Origin of the sequence: Neolewinella agarilytica (assembly GCF_900110645.1) — a bacterium.
Lineage (GTDB): Bacteria > Bacteroidota > Bacteroidia > Chitinophagales > Saprospiraceae > Neolewinella > Neolewinella agarilytica.
Genome location: NZ_FOFB01000004.1, coordinates 175,784 through 196,618, shown reverse-complemented (window position 1 = coordinate 196,618; position 20,835 = coordinate 175,784). Strand labels below are relative to the sequence as shown.

Genomic DNA, 20,835 nt, shown 5'->3' with positions numbered 1-20,835 from the left:
AAACCAACCGACATGAACGCAACGACTTTCTTCCGCAGCACTTTGCTCCTGCTCCTGCTCATCAGCCTTACTACCTGCCAGGGGCAGGAGAAAAAGCCCGTCAGCCGGAAGGTTACGGTAGCGAAGCAGACAGCGCGGCAGGATTTTGATCCTTACTTCTCCCCTTCCACTACCACTTCTCCGAAGCAGGGGCCCAAGAGCATCACCCGTAACATCATCCAGACCCGCAGCGGTGATATCTGGCTGGCAACCTGGGAGGGCATTATTCGCTACGACGGAGGGTCTTTCACCAATTTCACCGATCAAAATGCCCTCAGAAAATTCCATGTATTCTCCGCTCTGGAAGACCGGGACGGTAACCTTTGGTTCGGCACCATCGGGGCGGGTATTTACCGTTATGACGGAAAAAAATTTACCAACATCACGAAAGAGGACGGTCTCGCCGGCGATAAGCTAGGTTGCTTTTTTCAGGATCGAAGCGGGAAAATCTGGATCGGTACTTTGGGCGGCGGTATTAGCATTTACGATGGTACGTCTTACCGCAACCTTAACACTGATAATGGTCTGCTGAGCAACGACATCAACTCTATTCTTGAAGATCGATCGGGAAAAATCTGGATTGCCTCCGGTACTCTGTTTACCTACGACGGAGAAACCTTCACCCAAATACAAAAGGACAACCATCAACTGATCCCTTCTTTGGCGAATAAAGAGGCCAAATCCTTCTATAACGTCCGACAGGTAATTGAAGACCGTAAGGGGAATATCTGGTTCGGTGGAAACGATGGACTGTGGCGATACGGTACCGACGGGAGGTTCGTCCAATTCGATAAGCAGTTTACCGGTTACATCCTGGAAGATCGGGCGGGAAATATCTGGACCAGCGCCGAAGCGGGTGAAAATCAGGAGTGGCGAATATCCCGCTATGCAGCGGACGATCTGGAAGGCGACACCGCAAGCCCTGCCATCATCCTGCAACAACAGAATATGTTTTTCGGCATCACGGAAGACAGCGAGGGCGGCATCTGGGTCGGTAGCCTTCGGGGAGTGGGCCGCTACGACGGGACGGCCTTTGACTGGTTCCGGGAAGAGTAATTGGACACAAGGCAGATTGCACTTAAAAGCACGTAGCGCATCTAAAAGAAAAACAAGCGAAGCGCGTTTTCGTCTGAAAGCGCAGTGTCTAAAAGGCCGAAGGTCGTCTAAAATCGGAAGCGCAGCGCCTTACGATTCCCTCTCCAGATTATACCAATCAATATTCCGCGTAAGCCACATAATCACGGCCAGGATGAGCAGCAGGCCGACAGCCCCAAAGAGCAGGGCGTAATCCTGCAATTGTAGCAGGCTGTAGAAGAAGACATAGAGCACCAGCAGAATACCGGCCACCAGCCCCGTCAGCTTCGCATTGCGCAGTACGAACCAACTGTAGCCCGTAATCAAAGTCACAATAACCACGCAGCTAATCCAGTAGGCCGCATCGAAGAGCAGATGCTCGCTGATGGAAAGCAGCAGAACGTAGAAGAGGATGATGGCCGCCCCGATTAGCAGGTACTGGATCGGGTGCACCCGCCGCTTGTTGAGCACCTCCATGAAGAAGAAAGTCAGGAAGGTGATGAAGATGAAGATGATGGCAAAGTTGGTACTCCGGTAGGTCTTCTTGTATTCATCGACGGGGAGGAGGAGGCGGAGACCGAACTGGTCATAATTACTTGAAGGATCTACATAATTGTTCCCGAGACTTTTACTGATGTAGGTATTACCCTTCGGCGCAAAACTCCCCGTCCCCTGCTGCGGGTAATTCCGGTTGAGTTGCAGTACTTCCCAGCTGGCGGAGAAGCCGCTGTCGCTTACCTCCCGCTCCTTCGGCAGGAAGCCGCCGTCGAAGCTGGGGTTGCCCCAGCCACCGTTCAGGTTCACCGTTGTCCGTTTTCCGAAGGGGCGGAAGTAGAGGGCGGAGCTGCCGTTGAGGTCGAGTTCGTAGCTGTAGGTTACGTTTTTGCTGTCGCCATCGAGACCGGCCAGTACGCTGCCACCGCTATCGAAGATATCCTTAGTGACGGTCCCCGGGCCGAGGCTCAACGTCGAGTCTCCCAGTTGCAGGTCGATGGCCGATTGAATACCCGTCATATCACTGATGCCAATGGTAAACAGGGCATCTTCCCAGCGTAGGGCAGATTCGGGAATGTTGAGCGCCGCTGCGTCAAAATTGCCGAAGGAGCCACTGACCTTCAGCTTGGTATTGTAGAGCACAACGACGAAAATGCCCCGGTAGCGCTCCTGTGGGTTAAGGTCACCGTCGATGTTTATTTCGTCTGGCAGGAAGTGGGCGTAACCTGAACGGGTGACGGTTTTATCTTCAGCAGCGGGCACTTCATAGCTGTAGGGCACGGAGATGACCGGCCCGCCAACCACCTGCTGCAGCCCCCATTTGCTGGCCACTTCCGTCTGGGCACTATCCCGCAGATTTTGCCGCTCGTAGATCAGACTGTCCAGCATGCTCGTCGGGATGAGCAGAAACAGGATCAGGAAACCAATGATGGCGAGTTTGAGCGTTACGGAACGGCGGGCCCAGGAATTTAAGCGATCTAGGAAGGACATGTTGGTTCTTTGGTATTTTGGTTCGTTAGTCTTTTGGGCTGCCGCACCTGCGAGGCAGTGGCTTGAACTTTATAAAGATAGGTTCTCTGGCGTCGATAGTATGCGATTGCACTGCTGTCGAGTGAATAACAAATTGCACAAAAAACAGCCCCTTCCAGCTGCGCAGCAGCGTGCAAGAAAACAGCGGTAGCCCAAAAGACCAAAAGACCAAAAGACCAACGAACCAAAATACCAATCACCCTCCGAAGTCAATCTCCGTATTGTCTCCAATATTCAGGCTTTGCCGCAGACCACCGATACTGGCGTCGGAGCCAACGACGGAATTCCGCAGCACGATATCATGAATGCGGGCATAATCGCCAATGATGGAATCCGAGACGATGGCGTGTTCCAGCTTGGTGTTGGCACCCAGGGTGACGTACGGGCCAACGATAGAATTAGAGATGTCGCAGTTCGGGCCGATGTTGACCGGGTGAATGATGATGCTGTTATCGAAGGGAGGCGGGTCTTCGGTGGCGAATCCTTCACGGTCGAGGAAAATAGCGTTCGTTTCAAGTAAGATCTCCCGGCGGCCACAGTCGAACCAGTTGTCTACAGAAAGCGTAGTGAACTGGGTTCCCCACTCCAGCATACGGGCAAGAGCGTCGGTTAACGGGAACTCTCCGATACTCTTGATGTTGTTGTCCAGATTATAAGCGCAGGCGTCAATAAACTGGCTGACCTCCCGAATTTTGTAGCAGCCCACCATGGCCAGATTGGATTTAGGAATTTTCGGCTTTTCAATGAGGCCACGAATGCGTCCTTCATCATCCATTTCCACGACACCGAATTTTCGGGGGTCATCAACAATTTTGACGCCAAGGCAGCTCGTTTCACTGTCCCGAAAAGCTTCCAGATCAGCATCAATAATGGCATCTCCGAAGAAAATAATCAGCTCCTCGGCATTAGCGTAATGGTCCCGGGCCAGCCAAATGGCGTGGGCGCTGCCCATCCGGTCTTCCTGAGTAACGAAGGTGGTATTCAACTCAGGGTAAGTCCGTTCAATATATTCCCGGATTTTTTCGCCGAGGTAGCCGATGATGAAAACATAATCATCAACTCCCAGCTCAATCAGCTGCTCCACGATAAAGCTGATAATGGGCTTACCCGCCACCGGAATCAGTGGTTTAGGCTGTGTATACGTAAGCGGACGCAGGCGCACGCCTTTACCCGCAACGGGGATGATTGCTTTCATAGTCGCAAGATAGTTTTTTAGGGGAGAATTACGACTACTCTCGGGGATTAGGGCGCGGACGCGGGTGCAAGGGAACCTTAGAAAGCCGGGGCTCGCAACCCACGCGCTCCTGCGCGTAGTGACCGGAGCGCACGGAGGCCAGCGGAAACAATTACCTTTACGGTCTAACCAATAAGATCATGTCTACTAACACGCCCACCACCAAGGCCAATCACCACATCTCCCTCGAAGACCGCCACGGCGCACACAACTATCACCCCCTTCCCGTCGTCTTGAGCGAAGGGAAAGGCTGTTACGTTTGGGACGTAGATGGCAAGCAGTATTTTGACTTCCTCAGCGCCTACTCCGCCGTCAATCAGGGGCACTGCCATCCGCGTATCATCGATGTGATGGTGAAGCAAAGCCAAAAGCTCACCCTTACCAGCCGGGCGTTTCACAACGATCAGCTTGGCGAGTATGAAAAGTACCTGACGGAATACTTCAAATTCGATAAGGTGCTGCCGATGAACACCGGCGCCGAAGGCGTAGAGACCGCCATTAAAATCTGCCGTAAGTGGGGCTACGAAAAGAAAGGTATTCCTACTGACCAGGCCCGGATCATTGTTTGCGGGCAAAACTTCCATGGCCGAACAACGACCATCATCTCCTTCAGCTCCGACCCGGACGCAAAGGGGCAATTCGGCCCTTACACCCCGGGCTTTGAGAGTGTGCCCTACGGGGATGTGGCAGCCATGCGGGCCGCACTGGATAATGACCCGGCGACCATTGCCGGGGTCCTCGTAGAACCCATCCAGGGCGAAGCGGGAGTCTTCGTGCCGGAACACGGTTACCTCAAAGCCGTCGCCGAAGCCTGCCGGGAGAACAATGTGCTTTTCATCGCCGATGAAATTCAGACGGGTATCGGCCGGACCGGAGCCCTGCTCCGCGTTTGTGGAGACTGCTCTTGTGGCGGCCACTGTGAGCAGCAGGAGACTTACGTCCGCCCGGACATCCTCATCCTCGGCAAAGCCCTCAGTGGCGGTGCTTACCCGGTCTCCGCCGTACTAGCGGATGATGCGATCATGGAGGTTATCCAACCCGGCCAGCACGGCTCCACCTTCGGTGGCAACCCCGTCGCTTGTGCCGTCGCTCAGGAAGCCCTGGAGGTGATCCGCGACGAAAAGCTGACCCAAAATGCCCGTGCGCTCGGTCATATTTTCCGGGCAGAGATGCAAAAGCTGGTGGACGAGAACCCTAATCTACTGACCCTCGTCCGGGGTAAAGGCCTGCTCAACGCCCTGGTCATCAATGACAGCCCGGAAAGTAAAACGGCCTGGAACTTCTGCCTCAACCTGGCCAGCAAAGGCCTCCTGGCCAAACCCACTCACGGCAACATCATTCGCTTCGCGCCACCGCTCGTGATCAACAAAGAGCAATTGCTGGAAGCCTGCAGTATTATTGCGGAGGTGGTGCGGGAGATGTGAGTAGGTTGCAGGTTACAGGTTACAGGTTGCGGGGTACACCTTGCAACCTGCACCTTGCAACTCCCCTTGCACCCGCGCCCCGTCGCCCAAATTCTCATTCGGCATCTGCGAATTCTAATCTGCTGTGATAAAGCGCGATTTTATACCGATCTTCGCCCCATCAACGTTTTTACGCTTTCTGGTAGATAACCTGTTTACATGCATAGGATCAAAGACTTTTTCTTCGGCAGCATCAAAGATGACGGCCACCGCAGCACCATGACCTGGTTTTGGCGGCTCGTTTTTTTGGCACCTCTTGCTGTCCTTCTTCTCTTCGTTGGCCTTAGTTTCACGAACCTTCCTTCAGTGGAAGAGCTGGAGAATCCCAAAAACAATGAAGCCAGCCGAATTTTGGCCGCTGATGGCTCCGTGCTGGGTCGTTACTTCCTCGAAAACCGGGTGATGGTAGACTATGACGAACTGGGTGATCACCTGGTTACGGCCCTGGTCGCTAAGGAAGACGAACGCTATTATGACCACAGTGGCATTGACTGGCGGGCGCTGGGGCGGGCTGTGGTCAAGACCGGCATCATGGGCCAAACTGCCTCCGGAGGTGGGTCAACCATTACTCAACAGCTGGCTAAACTGCTCTTTACTGAAGGCGGGGAAGGCAGCTCCAACATTGTGACCAGACTCTTTCAGAAATTACGGGAATGGATTATTGCCGTTCGTCTGGAGCGCAAGTACACGAAGCAGGAAATCATGGCGATGTACCTCAACCGCTATGACTTTATCAATGGCGCCCAGGGCATTCGGGCAGCCAGCGAGAACTACTTTGGGGGCAAGCGCCCTCATGAACTGGAACTTCACGAAGCAGCAGTGCTGGTTGGGATGCTGAAAAACTCTTCCCTTTATAACCCACTCAGGAACCCCGAAGGAGTACTTAATCAGCGTAATCAGGTATTTGCTCAAATGAAGCGAAACGGGCTGCTGACCCAGGCAGAAGTGGATAGCCTGAAAGTACTACCGCTAGGTATTAGTTATAGCGTACAGCGGCACGACGATGGTGCTGCCCCATACTTCCGCATGGTACTGAAAGAGGAAGCCAAGAAGATCCTGAACCAGAAACAGTACTATAAATCCAGCGGAGAACGGTACAATATTGACCGGGACGGGCTGACCTTCTACACCACCATTGACCCCAACATGCAGCGGCATGCCGAGGAGCAATCGGTAAAACATATGAAGGGGCTCCAGAAAGAATTCTTCCGCCACTGGCGCAATGAAGACCCCTGGACGTACGAGAGCCCAACCAGTGAAACGGAAATTTCGGTGGACATTCGGGAGGAGAGCCTCAACCGGGCTGTCCGGGCTTCCAGCCGCTACCAGAACCTCAGGACTAAGTATTTGGTCCCTGCCATCAAAGAGGTTAACAAAAAGCACGACCTCACCTTCCATACGGATGATCGGGAGATCAACCGCATGATGCGGGAACTGGAGACACCGGGCGTCATTACGGACCTGGTCCGCCGTGACCTGATCGGGAACAAACTGGCCGCTAAATACCGGCAGGTGATGAAACTGGAGTCTTTCGGTCAATTGAAAGAAGCCTGGGAAAAGCTCCAAAAGGAAGTAAACATTGTCTTCAACAAGCCCGTGAAAATGCGGGTCTTCACCTACGACCGGGCCAATATGGAGACAGACACTACGATGACTCCGCTGGACAGTGTACGCTACCACAAGATGATTCTACAGATCGGCAGCATTTCCGTAGAGCCCACCACCGGTTTTGTACGCACCTGGATTGGTGGCGTTAACTTCAAGTGGTTTCAGTTTGACCACGCCACCACAAAACGGCAGGTTGGCTCCACGTTCAAGCCCTTCATTTATGCAGCATCGGTGGATATGCGAGGCATCAGCCCCTGCTTTGAAGTACTCGACCAGCCGATTACCATTGCCCCGGGAGACGGTAGCTTCTACCTGCAAAAGCCCTGGACGCCACGCAACTCAAATGATAATTACAGCGGGGATTTCATGAACCTCTACCATGGCCTCAAGAACTCCGTAAACACCGTCTCCGCCTACCTGATGCAGGAACTGGGCAGCACGGAGCCCGTGCGGACGATGGTTTCCCGGATGGGCATCCCTAAAGAAGAAATCCCGGATGCACCCTCCATCGCCCTGGGTTCGGTTGATCTGACCGTTCAACAGATGACCGGTGCTTACACCACCTTCGGTAATAACGGAACGTTCAATAAGCCAGTATTCCTGACTAAGATCACCGATCGGGCCGGGCGGGTAGTATATAAATTCGTACCGGATGAAGCCCGGGCAATCAGCCCGGCTGCTAATTACGTCATGGTGGATATGCTGCGTAAAGCCTCCGTAGGCGCACTGGGTGGAGTGCAAGGCCCCGTTGGCGGTAAAACAGGCACAACTAATGACCAGACCGACGGCTGGTACATGGGTCTCACTCCGGAGCTGGTGGTCGGCACCTGGGTAGGTGGAGATGATCGTTGGATTCGCTTCCGGACGCTTGGTCTTGGAGGGGGTGCCCACATGGCCAAGCCTTTCTTCCGTCATTTCGTCCGAAATGCACAGAAAGACGATAAAATCGCCTGGAACACCCAGCGGGATTTCTTCCGCCCTCGTGGAAGCCTGGGTATTGAGCTTGATTGTGAAGCCTACTCCAGCGGTAATGATGACATTCTGGAAGGAAATGGTGTAGATAGCCTGCTGCTGGAAGTTGATCCTTTCGGTGGCGGAAGTATTGACAATGATCCTGATTTTTAGCGGCTGATTGGCGATGCTTATAAAAGAAATCCCCCAGAAGCAGGTTGCTTCTGGGGGATTTCTTATTCCAAATGACCTCGGTCTTCGGTCAGATGGGTGTTGCGATTCGCATCAGAACTTATAGCAACCAGACTTATTGCTGCCTCCCTGCCCAATGGTAATGCCAAGGGTAAGGCCACCAACGAAGTAGAAGTCATTGTACTCTCCGCCGCGACGATATTCCAGATCAGTCACTTCTGCAGGGTTAGTTACTGCGGGATTAGAGAACTGACCGGCGAGTGTACCACCAGGGCCGGAGATCACGTCCAGGTAGTTTACCTGCCGGTTGGTGATGTCATCAATATAGTCCGTGAAAGTGTTTCGCCCACCGATTTCCAGGCCCACAACGATTCGGTCCGCAAAACGAACCCGGACGCCTCCGCCGAATACGAAGACGGCCTTCGTCAGCTCATAAGGGGTTACATCGTAACGGGTAGGGTCTTGCCCCTGCGCTTCGGTGCGTAATGGTTGCAGTTCGGTATAGACACCGTCAATTTCGCTTTCCGGGTTAAAGCTGAGTACGCCGATGCCTGCATAGGCATAAGGAGCGAAAAAATTTCGGTCCCGGTCTCCCAGATAGAAGAGATCGTATTCTAGTACGGCGTTGAACTCCGAAAGTTTAGTCCGGAAATTCCGACTGACGGTTACTCGCTCGCCTGTCTCATCGGGGACAACAGCATTGTCTTCAGCGCTCAGGCGACCAAAGTTTCCATTTACCCGGATACCAAAACGGGTGGTGGGGCGGTAACGGAGGTAAGCTCCTCCGGCAAAGTTGAGGTCTTCGAAATAGAGACCAAATTCTCCGGGGCTAAGGTCACCACTGTACAAGGCTCCCCCTGCTTTGATACCGATCTCCAGATTTTGGGCGGACAATTGGGGAGCGCTCAGCGAAATGGACAGAGCCAGAGCAAGAAAACAATATAAGCGCGTGCGCATAACGAGGTTTCTGTTTTAATGATTGGGATTTAGAAGTACTAGTCTTAAACCCCATTATAACCAGTTAATATGCCTGCTTTAGGGTTCACTGTCTTAGAAATATCAAAGTTACACCAAAAATTGCCCTAAAACCCACAATTTCCTGTCTCATACGTTTCCTTTGCACTTCATTATGGCAAAATCTATTACAAAAGAGGATCGTCCGGATTCCGGAAGATCGCAAAGGGAGAAGTTTAACCGCTCTTTACGCATCTTCGATTACGTCTGGTTATACCGCTGGAAATTTGCGGTAAGCTTCATCATCCTGGGGGTGAGCAGTCTCGTTTTTCTGGTGCTGCTGCAGCTACCGGGCGAAGCGCTTAACGTAATCGATGGTAAGGGTAAATACGGTCTTACCGTCACCGAGATTTTTGCACTGCTGGCCATTCTGCTGGTTGTCCAGGCACCACTCAGCTTTCTGCGGGTTCGCCTGCAGGCGGAAGTGAGTGAAAGAGCGATGGGCGCACTGAGAAAAGACCTCTATGATAAGATCTTACACCTCAAGATTCCCTTCTTCGAGCGTACCCGGGTGGGTGAACTGACCAGTCGGATTACTAATGACATTACCCAAATCCAAGGTGTTTTCTCCCTTACCCTGGCGGAGTTTCTCCGGCAGATGATCATTCTCGTTGGTGCCATAACGATCATTTTATGGACCTCGCCCCAGTTGGCCCTCGTTAGCTTCCTGATTTTCCCGGTGGTTGTTCTGGCGGCTATGTTTTTTGGCCGGTACGTCCGAAAAATGACTAAGGCCAGGCAGGAGCAGCTGGCCCAGTCCAACATCATCGTAGAAGAAAGCTTACAGAGCATCAATACGGTTAAAGCTTACACCAACGAGAAGTTTGAACTCAACCGCTACGCCCGCAGTATTGATGAGACCATCCGCATCTCCCTCAAAACAGCTTCCGCCCGGGGGCTGTTCTCCTCCTTTATCGTTACGGTGATGTTTGGCTCGCTGTTCTTCATCATCTATAAAGCGGTACTGGCCGTTCAGGATGGCACCATGGAAAACGGCACCCTGTTCAACTTTGTCATCTTCACCGCACTCATCGGCGGGTCCATTGCCAGCCTGGGTAATTTTTACACCCAGATCGTCGCCGCACTGGGGGCTTCTGACCGGATTGTCGACATTCTCGAAAGCGAAGAGATCGAAGGAGTTATCTCCTCTGCTTCTTCAACCATCGCTGAACCTGCGATCGCGCCGCAAAATGCTCAAAAGCTTCGCGGAAAAATCAGCTACGAGAACGTGCGCTTTAATTACCCGACCCGACCCGACGTCCAGGTACTAAAGAACATCAGTCTGGATATCGAACCGGGGCAAAAAGTTGCCCTCGTAGGGGCCAGTGGCAGCGGGAAGTCCACCATTATGAAATTGCTGCTGCGCTTTTACCCCATCAACTCCGGCAGGGTTACGGTGGACGGGCGCGACATCAAAGACTACGACCTCCACGAATTCCGCCAGGATCTTGCCTTGGTACCCCAGGAGGTCTTACTCTTTGGTGGCACCATCCGGGAGAACATCGCTTACGGCGCGCTGAACGCCAGCGAGGAGTCCATCCGGGCGGCAGCTAAGAAGGCTAATGCGCTGGATTTTATTGAAAACTTCCCCGAAGGGATGGACACCATCGTGGGCGATCGGGGCATTCAGCTTAGCGGAGGCCAGCGCCAGCGCGTTGCTATCGCCCGGGCTATACTTAAAAACCCGGCTATTCTTTTGCTCGACGAAGCTACCAGTAGCCTGGACGCCGAAAGTGAACGGGTAGTACAGGACGCACTTAATCGCCTGATGGAAGGCCGGACGAGTATCATCATTGCACACCGCCTGGCCACTATCCGGGAAGTGGATCGTATTTACGTCATTGAGAATGGCCAGATTGTCGAGTCCGGCACACACGATGAACTCAGCGACCGGGTGGGCGGTGCGTATTCGGCCCTGGCGCGGCTACAATTTGAGCCCATTCCGGAATGATCCAGCACAACGTCTCCTTAACTCGCTTTAACACCTTCAACCTGCCTTCCGTAGCGGAGCAATACCTGCCATTAACCAAGGTGGAGCAGCTGTCAGATCCCGTATTCAACGTCGCTCCGCAACTCGTCCTGGGTGGTGGCAGCAACATGGTTTTGCTGGAGCAGATCAAGGGGCTGACGGTACACGTTTTGTTGGGCGGAGTTGAAATTCTGGGCGACGGAGCGCAGGGTGCAAAGGAAGTTGAAAAACGCAATGGCTCCACCGGCTATCATCTCCCCTCTGTACACTTACGGGTGGGCGCGGGGGTGGATTGGAACCAGCTGGTCCGCTACACCCTCGATCGGGGGTGGTACGGGCTGGAGAATCTGATTCTTATACCCGGCACCGTTGGCGCAGCACCAGTACAGAATATCGGCGCCTACGGCGCCGAGGTGGCCGAGCGCATCACCGCCGTCCACGTCTGGGAATATGGCGTTGGGGCCAGAGTACTCTCTCCGGAAGAATGCGCCTTTGGCTACCGTGACAGTCGCTTCAAGCATGAACCCGGCCGGTTCCTGATTACGGCCGTCGACCTTCGCCTGAACGGAGACCACGAACTAAAGACAAGCTATGGCGCCATTCAGGCAGAGTTAGCACGCCTGGCCATCAGCGAGCCCTCACCTGCGGACGTAGCCCTGGCCGTAACCAATATCCGTCGCAGCAAGCTTCCTGACTGGTTTTTCCTTGGCAACAGCGGAAGTTTTTTCAAAAACCCCGTTGTCCCCAAAGAAACCTACAATCGCCTTAAAGCCAGGTACGAGGACCTCCCCTCCTACCCCATCGATGAGAATCACGTTAAGCTCCCCGCCGGATGGTTAATCGACCGCGCTGGCATGAAGGGAGCACGCGATGGCCAGGCAGGCACCTATGCTCTGCAGGCCCTCGTGATGGTCAATCACGGAGGCGCAAGCGGGCAAGACATTATCAACTTCAGTAAAAAGGTACAGCAAACCGTCCGTCAAAAGTTTGACGTCGAGCTGGAACGGGAAGTTCAGCTTATTGGGTGGAAGGGGTAATCTGTACTTAACATTCCGGAGAGATCTTTGTGTTTTAACAAGTTGCAGGTTCTAGGTTGCAAGTTGCAGGTTGACAAGTTCCTCATAAGCGACGGGTAACCTGCACCTTGCAACCTGCAACCTGAAACCTGCAACCTGCTACTTCCCCCAATAATCCATCCACCCTTGAATCTATCCCTTTTATTTCCTGAGCTTCAGCAAGCGATTCAGAAGTTCCCTGAGCTATCGCCAACTATTTACCAACCAAACATAATGAGGGAGCAGTCCGTAAAGACGCTCCGGTCAGCCATTTTGCATCCTGCTGAAAAGGACAAACCGCTGAAGCTGAACTTCATCTGTACACATAACTCCCGCCGTAGCCAGATTGCTCAGATTTGGGCGACCGTAGCGGCCGCCTGCTATGGCAAAGACGAATTGACCGCCTATTCCGGCGGTACCGAAGCGACGGCCCTTCACCCTAACGTAGTTCACGCACTGCAAGAAATTGGCTTTCGCGTAGAGCAGGATGGAGATCACAACCCCAAATACTCCATTTACTTCAGTGAGCAGTATCCACCGCTTATTTGCTGGTCTAAAGTATATGATGATCCTGCCAACCTAACTGACAGTTTCATTGCCGTTATGGTGTGTGCAGAGGCAGATGTGGGGTGCCCGTTTATTCCCTCAGCCCGAAAGAGAATTCCCCTGCGGTATAAAGACCCAAAATACACTGATGGCACGCCAGACGAATCCGCCACTTATGTAAGAACGGCCCTGGAAATCGGGGCGGAGATATTTTCCTTTTTTCAGGAGTAGAGCCTTATACCCTGCAGCAGGGCCAGTAAGCCGAAGAGTCCCCCGATAAAGAAATTGATATTACGGGTAAAGAGAGCCGCATTCCGGTTGATCCAGTCTCCCAGCCGGGAGTACATCAGAAAAACAAGAAAAGCACCAAGGGACGTCCCCGGCACGTAAAACAGTCTGGGAAGGAATGCTCTCGATAGGTAACCATCAGCCATTAGCCATCCTGCAAGCGCGAAGACGAAGGGAACATTCAATATGTTCATCATACTCATCATCATTCCCCGCCAGAAGGGGCCTCCCTTATAAGGAACCTCTTTTTCAGCTTTACGGGCGGCCCGGGCCCGAAAGCCTTTCCAGGTGAAGCCGGCTGCGAGTAGTAAGAATAGTGGAATAGCCGTTTCCCTGATATTCGGGAGGATCGATGGATTATCCGTCAACAAGTTGGCAAATAAAACGGCCAGTGCTGTCTGTGCAGCAATTACAATAGCTAAGCCAGCAGAAAACTGATAAGCTTTACGGGTACCTACGCGTACTGAGGTAGCCACAGCCTGCATATTCAGCATACCGGGAAACCAGGTGATGAAAACACCCGTTGCCAGGCCAGCAAGAAATCCATTAAGTATTTCCACGACACAAAGGTAAAAGGCCATCGCGAAATAATGCCTTGTTTCCGACGCAGCCAAGCGATAGATTCGACTAAAGACCCGAAATTTGCCGTCAGAACTCAATCCGTCGCATTACATTGCGAACCTTTAGCGAATTAAAGGTATCTTTCAGAACCTATCCCCAACTATAAAACAACTGAGAACATGAGCCCGGTAAAAATCAAATTCGGCACCGACGGATGGCGTGCCATCATCGCCCAGGAATATACTGTTGACAACGTAAAACGCGTCGCCGAAGGCACTGCGTTGTGGCTTAAACAACAAGGAGGTACCCGGGTTGTCATTGGCTATGACTGCCGCTTTGCCGGAAAGCTCTTCTCCGAAACTACGGCCAGGGTCTTGGGTAAACATGGTATTACGAGTCTGGTCGCTCCGGGCTTCATCTCCACCCCTATGGTAAGCCTTGGTGTGGTAAAAACCGGTGCTGACCTGGGCGTCGTCATCACTGCCAGCCACAACCCACCGAGTTACAACGGCTATAAACTGAAGTCGAAACTAGGTGGTCCTTCCGTACCCGCTGATGTATCGGCCGTCGAGGATCTTATTCCCGATGCTGTTCCAACGGATCTTCCCTCTTACGCTGAACTAAAGGAAAAGGGGCTGGTCGAGGAGCACGACTTCGAGCAAATCTACCTCGACCACGTACACCAGGGCTTCGACATAGACCTCATCCGTAACAGTGGCATCGGTATTGCCTACGACGCTATGTATGGCGCCGGCCAGAGTGCGATGAAGAAGCTGCTCCCCAATGCCACTCACCTGCACTGCGAAGTAAACCCCGGCTTTGACGGGCAGGCTCCGGAACCCATCGGGCGGAACCTGAAGGAAATGGCCGCCACCATAAAAAATGACCCCAACCTTGCCCTCGGCATTGCCAATGACGGAGATGCCGACCGCATCGGCCTGTTCGATGGCGACGGTGAATTTGTTGACAGTCATCACATCCTGCTCCTGCTGCTGATGTACCAATACGAGTATAAAGGCATCAAGACGGGCGAAGTAATCCTTACCTTCTCCGTTACGGATAAGCTAAAGCAATTGGCCGAGATGTATGGCCTGGAATATGAAGTCACCAAGATTGGCTTCAAGTACATCGCAGAAATTATGGCCGAGCGGGAAGTCATCGTTGGTGGCGAAGAATCCGGCGGACTGGCCGTATCGGGCCATATCCCCGAAAGAGATGGTATTTGGATCGGCCTGATGATCGCCGAATACATGGCCAAATCCGGTAAGTCCCTCAAGGAATTAGTCGCTGACCTCTACGCCAAGGTGGGCTCTTTTAACTGCGACCGCGATGACGTGCACGTAGAGAATGACCGTAAGTGGGAAATCGTGAAGCAGGCCAAAGAAGCCCCCTTCAGCAAGATCGGACCTTATACCGTCACCCGCGTAGCTCATGTAGACGGAAGTAAGTTCTACCTCGACGGCGAAGATCGCTGGCTGATGGTCCGCCCTTCCGGTACCGAGCCCGTACTCCGTGTTTATGCTCAGGGAGCAGACCCGGCTGAAGTCCGTAAAATTCTGGATGCAGGCAGAGAAGAGATGAAGATATAGTCTGGTAGTTCGGTAGTCTGGTAGGCTACCGCGTGTTGTAGGGCCTTTCCCACAATGTCGCACATTGCCGCCTTTAAAATGCGGTAGCCTACAAGACCACGAGTCTACAAGACTACCCTCCCCCACTTCCGTTAGCATCCCCCGTTTTGAGGACATAAAAATCAACCGGCAGATCATATACGCCGGCGTTTTCAAGCGCGATCCCTACGGCGGAGCCAATGTCTCGCGGAATGGGATCGAGCGGGAAGCCTACCGGTATGACCAGCCAGTTGGGGCGGTCGTTCCAATCGGAGACTCCCAGAATGACGCGGGTGATCAGGGTAATGTCCGAGACCCGAATGGTACCAGAGTTATTGGCATCAGCGGCAACACTTCCTTCAATGCTCAGGTCGCCAAGGCCGAGGATAGCGCGCCGGATGGTGATCAGATCACCGACATCGACTGCTTCGTCCAGCGGACCATCTTCGCGAAAAACGCCGGAAATAGCAAAGGCAGGTTCAGTTGCAGGCCGTTCCCCCCGGTAGCGCCCGTCAGCACCCGTTGTATACGTTTCGGAGCCACCCGGCCAGGCGTAGGTGATCCTTGCGCCGCTGACCGGTTGTCCGTTAAGGCCATTAACCACCTGGCCGCTAACGAATCGTTTGCTCACCAGGCTTGCACCGTCCATAGTCATTGGGTTGGTCCCTAAGGGATCGAGCCAGGGTGCCAGCTGGGCGGTATCGCCCAGGCCGGTGTCCCAGCTGAGGTTAAAGCGACCAACAAAAGCTTCGGTACCGGATGTACAGGAAGCATTGCCGCCGTTGAGGTGGCCTCTGATCCGACGATTATCGTCAAAGAAAGCACTTCCGGAGGAACCCACCTGAAAGCTTCCGATCTCGTAGTCCATCCGAAAGTGATGACTTGGCGGGGTGACCACCCCGCTGTTCCAGTTAATTCGGGTGGTGAGAATATCCATGCCGCCGGGGCCGGAGACCCCGATTTTCTGAATGTCTCCCCGGGGGTGATGAAAATGACGAATGGTTCCATCAACGCGGCCCTCGGCGCGGTCCCAGCCCGCAAAGTAGTGGTCTTCAGTAGCAAAATCCACGTCTACAATTTCGAGCAGCATGAAGTCAGTGGCTTGCAGTCCCGCCCGGAATTCCATCCCGAGATAGCTGACGGGTTCAGGTTCCGTTGCTGGGTTATCACAGTCGGTGGAGATATATTCAAAGTCTGCACTCCATAAGTCATAAAGAGGTGTGAAGCCGTCCATACAATGGAAGCCGGTTAGCAGGTAGGGCCGTCCGTCCTGGGCTGTATTATTGATCAGATTCCCGGAGCACGTACCTACACCTTCGGCGACGATGACGTTGATGCGGGCTGCGCCGGACTTTTCGTTTTCCCAGCCATCGCCGGCAGAGCAGTTTGCATTGACCTGGCAGGCATTGGACTCACCGAATTCCTTGGTGCTGTCATCGGCCCAGAGATCAGGGCGGTAGACGTGATCGATACGCCAAACATGGAAAGGGGTGCTTTCAGGTAGTGGCCCCCGGTAAGTCAGGGTGACTTCGTTGCCAGACAAAAAACCGGTAAAGAGGCGATTTTTGCTGCTGGCATCCGACTGGGTGAACGTCTTGGCCTCCAGGCGGTTGCTCAGGCTGAGGCTGCCGCCTTCGGGAAGGTCAAGCTCATCAATAAAAAGACCCAGGCCGTGGGCTTTAGGCACCGTAAAAGTCTGTGACCACTGGTAGATATTGCCTTCCGTGTTGGTGAAATTTCCGGGCGTCCCGACACCTGTCGGGACGGGTGCAATGTCCAGGGGTATTGGAGCAGAGAAACGTGGATTGTTGAAATTCTCGTCCTGACGGGCAAGTAGGTCAAGGTCCGGAGCCGGCAGGCTAAGCCCCTGGGGCTGGCCGCACAAGACAGCAACAGCCAGCCACGAAAGTAGCGTTAGATAAAGTTTGTTCTTGGGATACATCGGTAGGTAGTAATCTGAAAAGCTCTGAGGCAAAGGTACGAAATGGGGGGGCAATGGGGGGAGGGGCTCGCGCTTTGCGCTCGGGCTCCCCGGATTACGCCGCTGACTCCGTCAACGGCTTCATCCGGGGCTAAGGAGGTTTGACTCCTACGGAGTCTTTCTATGGTGTGGTGGTGAACAATTGTTTCGGGAGAACCTTTGTCCTCAGGTACGCCAGCACATTGCTGTTCAAAAAACTTTTCTTTGCACCTGCGTGCGCGCCACAAAATCCCCTACTCCATGAGCAATTGGTACGAAGACTGGACCGACGTCACCTACCCCATTTTCCCCGGCATGACCGGCTGGCCCGGCCAGCCCGAAACAGCTTTTGACACCCTCAGCTGCATTCATTGCGGTGACCAGGCCAAGGTCACGATGCTGCATTTCAGCGCCCACTCCGGCACCCACATGGATGCCCCGAACCACTTTATGGCCGAAGGCATCGACATCAGTCGTGCCCCCATTCACGTCGGGCTTGGCCCGGTTCGGATTGCGGCCATCGACTGCCCCGCCCAAGTAAAACCCGAGCACCTCGACGCTTACGAAGCCCGCACCCGGCCACTCGAGGCCGGCGAACGACTCATCCTCCGCACCCCAAACAGCGATAAGGCTTTCTGGCTGCAAGACCCCTTCGACACCGAATACCGAGGCATCGGCCCCGATGCCGCCAAGTGGATCGGCCGCCGGAAACTCGCCCTCATCGGTGTAGACTATCTATCCGTCGGCCCCTTCCACCAGGGTAATCCTCAGACTCACCGGGCCCTGATGAGCGCCGGTGTCTGGATTATCGAAGGCGTTGACCTGCGACGGATCGATGAAGGAGACTACGAAATGATCTGCCTGCCCCTCAAACTGGCTGGCAGCGATGGCTCTCCCATCCGCATCCTGCTCAAGAAAAGCCCTGCCGAAAAATAAATCTTCCCCTAAAATTATTCGTTGCCGTTACTTTTTTCGGCGATTACCGTCCAAATGAGTAGATTCAACCTACTCAATTTTCGGGACCCGTCTTATTTGGCGGGTCCCGCTTTTTTTTGTCGGGTTCTGGCCTTGTTTTGTCTACCGGATACGATCCTTCTTACGCCCTACCTTATTTTGAGGAAAACCCGACACCCTTGAGACTTCTTACCCTTTTGTCAGTGCTTCTCTTGCTGGGCTGCGAAATGCCCATGGCTGAAATACGTGAGCTACCGGAGCCACCAACGCTGGAGGTGCCGGTGATGATTAAAGCGACGGTAGATGAAGAATGGGTGAGCTTAAAACCTCATAAGGGCTTTAGCATTTACGTTGGCGTAACTAAAGAATTTTCCGTTTCCAGTGGCATCAAAAAACCATTGGGGCTTCAAGTTTCCGGAGGCGATGGTATTTCCGTCGTTCAATCTTCTCCGGGGATATATGAAGTAAGCAGCCAGATAGTAGGCCTGGGGTACATTCAGCTGGACTACGACAGCATCAACACCATTAACTACCCCGTGATGGTTCATCCGGTTCCCGCTCCGATTGCCGTGCTGGGCGAATGGGGAAACCAGGGTATCTTGAAGCGGGAAAACATAACGCTCCCCCTTTGGGTAAGCCTACAACCGGTCCCTGGCCTGGAAAAAGACCACTGCGAAATCCTGAGTTTTTCCATGGAGAGAATTTCCCGGATTGGCCTGCGAGAGATATCAGGGTTTAACAGTAGCACCCCAAAAAACAGACTGGTCGAAAAAATCAAGAGTCTGGAGGCCAACGACTTACTCCTCTTTGATGGCATCCGCGCCCGGTGTAAGGGGGATGTGAGGGTAAGGTTATTGAACCCGATGGTATTTACCATAAAATAAACAGTTAGCCCCATGAGGTTTTTTCTACTTCTTACGCTTGCCTTTAGCCTGTTGGCCTGTGACAATACATTCAGGGACACACGTGAGCTGCCCGAGCCACCGGAACTGCCGGCACAAATCCGCCCCTGCCCGCCGGAGGCCATTATTCTGGCCGATAAAATGAATGTTCTCTACCTCGGCGTTGACAATCCGATCAGTATCGACCTGCGGCACGCCAATGAGGCTGATTTACGGGCCACGGCTACCGGGGCGGACATCCGGGGAAGCCGTGGTAAATACATCCTTAAGCCCTACGCGATTGGGGAGGTGAGAATGGAAGCTTTTATAAAGGATGAGCTGGTGGCGGCACGTAGCTTCCGGGCTAAACGGATTCCTGACCCCGTGGTAAAACTGGGTAATTCGGCCGGGGGGAGGATGGGCTCAGGAGAATTTAAAGCGCAAAGGGGGCTTTCCGCATTCCTCAACGACTTTGACTTTGACGCTAAATGCATGGTGGCGGGCTACATGATTACCCGAATCGGAAAAAATGGGGAGCGGCAATCGAACATAAACCATGGTGCCCGCTTTGGGACCTCTGGAAGTGCACTCATTCTGCAAGCCTCCCCTGGAGACATCTACACCTTTACGGAAGTGAGGGTTCGTTGCCCCGGTGATCAGGCTAACCGGTTGTTGAACTCGTTGGCGTTTCATATTAAATAAGCGCAGACGCTCGAAGGTCCTTCCAGGACGCTTCGAGATCTGCTTTGCCCGCTTATTGGACCTCGAAGCGTCGCGGCAGCGACCTTCGAGCGTCCTGGCTCAACCTTAAAACTACTCACTACCTTTACCCCATGCTAAAGACCCTGCTGATCTCCGCCTTGGTCATTCTTGTGGTTATTGCTATTGCAACCTACCTGATCGCCACCCACGTGCTGCCCTACGCCATTCTGCAGCCAGGACACAAGACGAGTGATCAGACACCGGCAGCTTTTGGCCTTCCCTACGAGCATTTTCAGTTTCAGGTAACGGACAGTATTGAGCTGGACGCCTTATACGTTCCGGCGACCACAGAAGTACCCAGGGCTAACCTGATAATGCTTCATGGTGTCGGGAGCTGCAAAGAAGTCTATCTTGGTTCCGTGGCGGTGCTCGTCAAAATGGGCTACAACGTGATGCTCTGGGACCAGCGGGCGCACGGAAAATCGGGTGGAAAATTCCTCACCTATGGCTACTTTGAAAAACACGACGTGAGTAAGGCCATCGACTGGCTGGAAGCCAGAAATCCTGGGCTTCCCACGGGCATTTACGGCAACTCGATGGGCGGGGCGGTAGCCCTGCAGAGTTTGGCCCATGATGACCGGCTAGAATTTGGCCTGATCGAAAGTACGTTTACGGATCTGGCCTCCGTCTCCAACGCCTACGGCCAACGCATTGGTGGCATCCCGCTGCCGTGGTGGCTGACGAACTACGTCGTCCGGCGGGCCGGCGAAATCGCAGACTTCGAGCCCTTCACCGTTCGCCCGATTGATGCCGCGAAGGAGATTACGCAACCCATCCAATTGATTCATGGCAATGCGGACCGCAACATAAACATCAGCAACGCTCACGCCTTGTTTGAGTCACTGGCCTCAGAGGATAAAGACTTTTATATCGTGGAAGGAGGTGATCATGCAGATCTCTGGGCCGTCGGCAAGGAACCTTATCAGGAAGCCTTATTTGGCTTTTTTCGGCGGATGGTGGAGGGAGGGAATGAGTGAGGGAGTGAATGAGAGAATGAGTGAGGGAGTGCATTACGTTTGCCATAAGATTTTGGGGCGCGTACGCAGGTCCAGAGAAAAGTTAACAGAGCAGTGGATAACTCAGCCAGCTACCTTACCCTCATCCTGGAGAGACAATCAGCGGTGAGGCTTTATCTTCACCCCTACAAACATCC

At 53.5% G+C, this 20,835-nt stretch carries 16 protein-coding genes; 11 read left to right on the top strand and 5 right to left on the bottom strand.

Translation table 11 applies throughout. The annotated features are described in order from the left end of the window. The first annotated feature begins 12 nt into the window (after positions 1-12). Positions 13-1,095, top strand: coding sequence for a ligand-binding sensor domain-containing protein (locus tag BM123_RS05400; RefSeq protein WP_090166074.1), 1,083 nt, complete (start codon positions 13-15; stop codon positions 1,093-1,095). Between the two features lie 129 nt (positions 1,096-1,224). Here the strand turns inward: BM123_RS05400 and creD are convergent, their stop codons facing one another. Continuing rightward, entirely contained in the window at positions 1,225-2,598 is a 1,374-nt protein-coding gene (creD, locus tag BM123_RS05395; RefSeq protein ID WP_090166072.1) for a cell envelope integrity protein CreD, read from the bottom strand. 235 nt (positions 2,599-2,833) lie between these two features. Next, on the bottom strand, positions 2,834-3,832 hold the full coding sequence (locus tag BM123_RS05390; protein WP_090166070.1) for a sugar phosphate nucleotidyltransferase: 999 nt from the start codon (positions 3,830-3,832) through the stop codon (positions 2,834-2,836). A gap of 179 nt (positions 3,833-4,011) precedes the next feature. On the opposite strand from BM123_RS05390, the gene rocD reads away from it, so the two are divergent. Together rocD and BM123_RS05380 are read left to right on the top strand one after the other, a co-directional pair. After that, the gene (gene rocD / locus BM123_RS05385) at positions 4,012-5,295 is read left to right on the top strand and encodes an ornithine--oxo-acid transaminase (RefSeq protein WP_090166068.1); all 1,284 of its coding nucleotides are present in this window, start codon (positions 4,012-4,014) and stop codon (positions 5,293-5,295) included. Between the two features lie 198 nt (positions 5,296-5,493). After that, positions 5,494-8,067: a transglycosylase domain-containing protein gene (locus BM123_RS05380; protein WP_090166066.1), complete on the top strand. Its 2,574-nt coding sequence runs from the start codon at positions 5,494-5,496 to the stop codon at positions 8,065-8,067. Between the two features lie 111 nt (positions 8,068-8,178). Here BM123_RS05380 and BM123_RS05375 read toward each other — a convergent pair whose 3' ends face one another. After that, positions 8,179-9,042, bottom strand: a complete 864-nt coding sequence (locus BM123_RS05375; RefSeq protein ID WP_090166064.1) for a DUF6089 family protein — start codon at positions 9,040-9,042, stop codon at positions 8,179-8,181. A gap of 172 nt (positions 9,043-9,214) precedes the next feature. On the opposite strand from BM123_RS05375, the gene BM123_RS05370 reads away from it, so the two are divergent. The 3 genes from BM123_RS05370 to BM123_RS05360 all read left to right on the top strand — a co-directional run bounded on the left by BM123_RS05370 (position 9,215) and on the right by BM123_RS05360 (position 12,900). Next, positions 9,215-11,050 carry an ABC transporter ATP-binding protein gene (locus BM123_RS05370; protein ID WP_090166062.1) on the top strand — a complete coding sequence of 612 codons (1,836 nt, stop codon included), beginning with the start codon at positions 9,215-9,217 and terminating at the stop codon, positions 11,048-11,050. Continuing rightward, a complete protein-coding gene (murB, locus tag BM123_RS05365) occupies positions 11,047-12,105 on the top strand; it encodes a UDP-N-acetylmuramate dehydrogenase (RefSeq protein ID WP_090166061.1) in 1,059 nt (352 codons plus the stop codon). Before BM123_RS05370 ends, murB begins: the two co-directional genes overlap by 4 nt. 252 nt (positions 12,106-12,357) lie before the next feature. Next, positions 12,358-12,900 (top strand): low molecular weight phosphatase family protein, encoded by a 543-nt coding sequence (locus tag BM123_RS05360; protein ID WP_090166059.1) that lies wholly within the window; start codon positions 12,358-12,360, stop codon positions 12,898-12,900. Here the strand turns inward: BM123_RS05360 and BM123_RS05355 are convergent. After that, entirely contained in the window at positions 12,891-13,538 is a 648-nt protein-coding gene (locus BM123_RS05355; RefSeq protein ID WP_090166057.1) for a LysE family transporter, read from the bottom strand. The genes BM123_RS05360 and BM123_RS05355 overlap by 10 nt on opposite strands. Positions 13,539-13,697: 159 nt before the next feature. Between BM123_RS05355 and BM123_RS05350 the strand changes: the two genes are divergently transcribed. Continuing rightward, positions 13,698-15,107, top strand: coding sequence for a phosphohexomutase domain-containing protein (locus BM123_RS05350; protein WP_090166055.1), 1,410 nt, complete (start codon positions 13,698-13,700; stop codon positions 15,105-15,107). Between the two features lie 112 nt (positions 15,108-15,219). Here BM123_RS05350 and BM123_RS05345 read toward each other — a convergent pair whose 3' ends face one another. Then, entirely contained in the window at positions 15,220-17,067 is a 1,848-nt protein-coding gene (locus BM123_RS05345) for a dockerin type I repeat-containing protein (protein WP_139211774.1), read from the bottom strand. A gap of 279 nt (positions 17,068-17,346) precedes the next feature. Between BM123_RS05345 and BM123_RS05340 the strand changes: the two genes are divergently transcribed. The 4 genes from BM123_RS05340 (at position 17,347) to BM123_RS05325 (ending at position 20,659) form a co-directional block, all read left to right on the top strand. After that, entirely contained in the window at positions 17,347-18,021 is a 675-nt protein-coding gene (locus tag BM123_RS05340) for a cyclase family protein (protein ID WP_090166052.1), read from the top strand. Positions 18,022-18,218: 197 nt separating this feature from the next. Next, positions 18,219-18,923 carry a hypothetical protein gene (locus BM123_RS05335; RefSeq protein WP_139211773.1) on the top strand — a complete coding sequence of 235 codons (705 nt, stop codon included), beginning with the start codon at positions 18,219-18,221 and terminating at the stop codon, positions 18,921-18,923. 12 nt (positions 18,924-18,935) lie between these two features. Beyond that, positions 18,936-19,622, top strand: coding sequence for a GldM family protein (locus BM123_RS05330; protein ID WP_090166047.1), 687 nt, complete (start codon positions 18,936-18,938; stop codon positions 19,620-19,622). Positions 19,623-19,753: 131 nt separating this feature from the next. Then, positions 19,754-20,659 (top strand): alpha/beta hydrolase, encoded by a 906-nt coding sequence (locus BM123_RS05325; RefSeq protein ID WP_090166045.1) that lies wholly within the window; start codon positions 19,754-19,756, stop codon positions 20,657-20,659. Positions 20,660-20,835 lie beyond the last annotated feature (176 nt).

Bases quoted from the DNA above. Each gene is read 5' to 3' on its own strand.
- BM123_RS05400 (WP_090166074.1), top strand. From the start codon at position 13: ATGAACGCAACGACTTTCTTCCGCAGCACTTTGCTCCTGCTCCTGCTC.
- creD (WP_090166072.1), bottom strand. From the start codon at position 2,598: ATGTCCTTCCTAGATCGCTTAAATTCCTGGGCCCGCCGTTCCGTAACG.
- BM123_RS05390 (WP_090166070.1), bottom strand. From the start codon at position 3,832: ATGAAAGCAATCATCCCCGTTGCGGGTAAAGGCGTGCGCCTGCGTCCG.
- rocD (WP_090166068.1), top strand. From the start codon at position 4,012: ATGTCTACTAACACGCCCACCACCAAGGCCAATCACCACATCTCCCTC.
- BM123_RS05380 (WP_090166066.1), top strand. From the start codon at position 5,494: ATGCATAGGATCAAAGACTTTTTCTTCGGCAGCATCAAAGATGACGGC.
- BM123_RS05375 (WP_090166064.1), bottom strand. From the start codon at position 9,042: ATGCGCACGCGCTTATATTGTTTTCTTGCTCTGGCTCTGTCCATTTCG.
- BM123_RS05370 (WP_090166062.1), top strand. From the start codon at position 9,215: ATGGCAAAATCTATTACAAAAGAGGATCGTCCGGATTCCGGAAGATCG.
- murB (WP_090166061.1), top strand. From the start codon at position 11,047: ATGATCCAGCACAACGTCTCCTTAACTCGCTTTAACACCTTCAACCTG.
- BM123_RS05360 (WP_090166059.1), top strand. From the start codon at position 12,358: ATGAGGGAGCAGTCCGTAAAGACGCTCCGGTCAGCCATTTTGCATCCT.
- BM123_RS05355 (WP_090166057.1), bottom strand. From the start codon at position 13,538: ATGGCCTTTTACCTTTGTGTCGTGGAAATACTTAATGGATTTCTTGCT.
- BM123_RS05350 (WP_090166055.1), top strand. From the start codon at position 13,698: ATGAGCCCGGTAAAAATCAAATTCGGCACCGACGGATGGCGTGCCATC.
- BM123_RS05345 (WP_139211774.1), bottom strand. From the start codon at position 17,067: ATGTATCCCAAGAACAAACTTTATCTAACGCTACTTTCGTGGCTGGCT.
- BM123_RS05340 (WP_090166052.1), top strand. From the start codon at position 17,347: ATGAGCAATTGGTACGAAGACTGGACCGACGTCACCTACCCCATTTTC.
- BM123_RS05330 (WP_090166047.1), top strand. From the start codon at position 18,936: ATGAGGTTTTTTCTACTTCTTACGCTTGCCTTTAGCCTGTTGGCCTGT.
- BM123_RS05325 (WP_090166045.1), top strand. From the start codon at position 19,754: ATGCTAAAGACCCTGCTGATCTCCGCCTTGGTCATTCTTGTGGTTATT.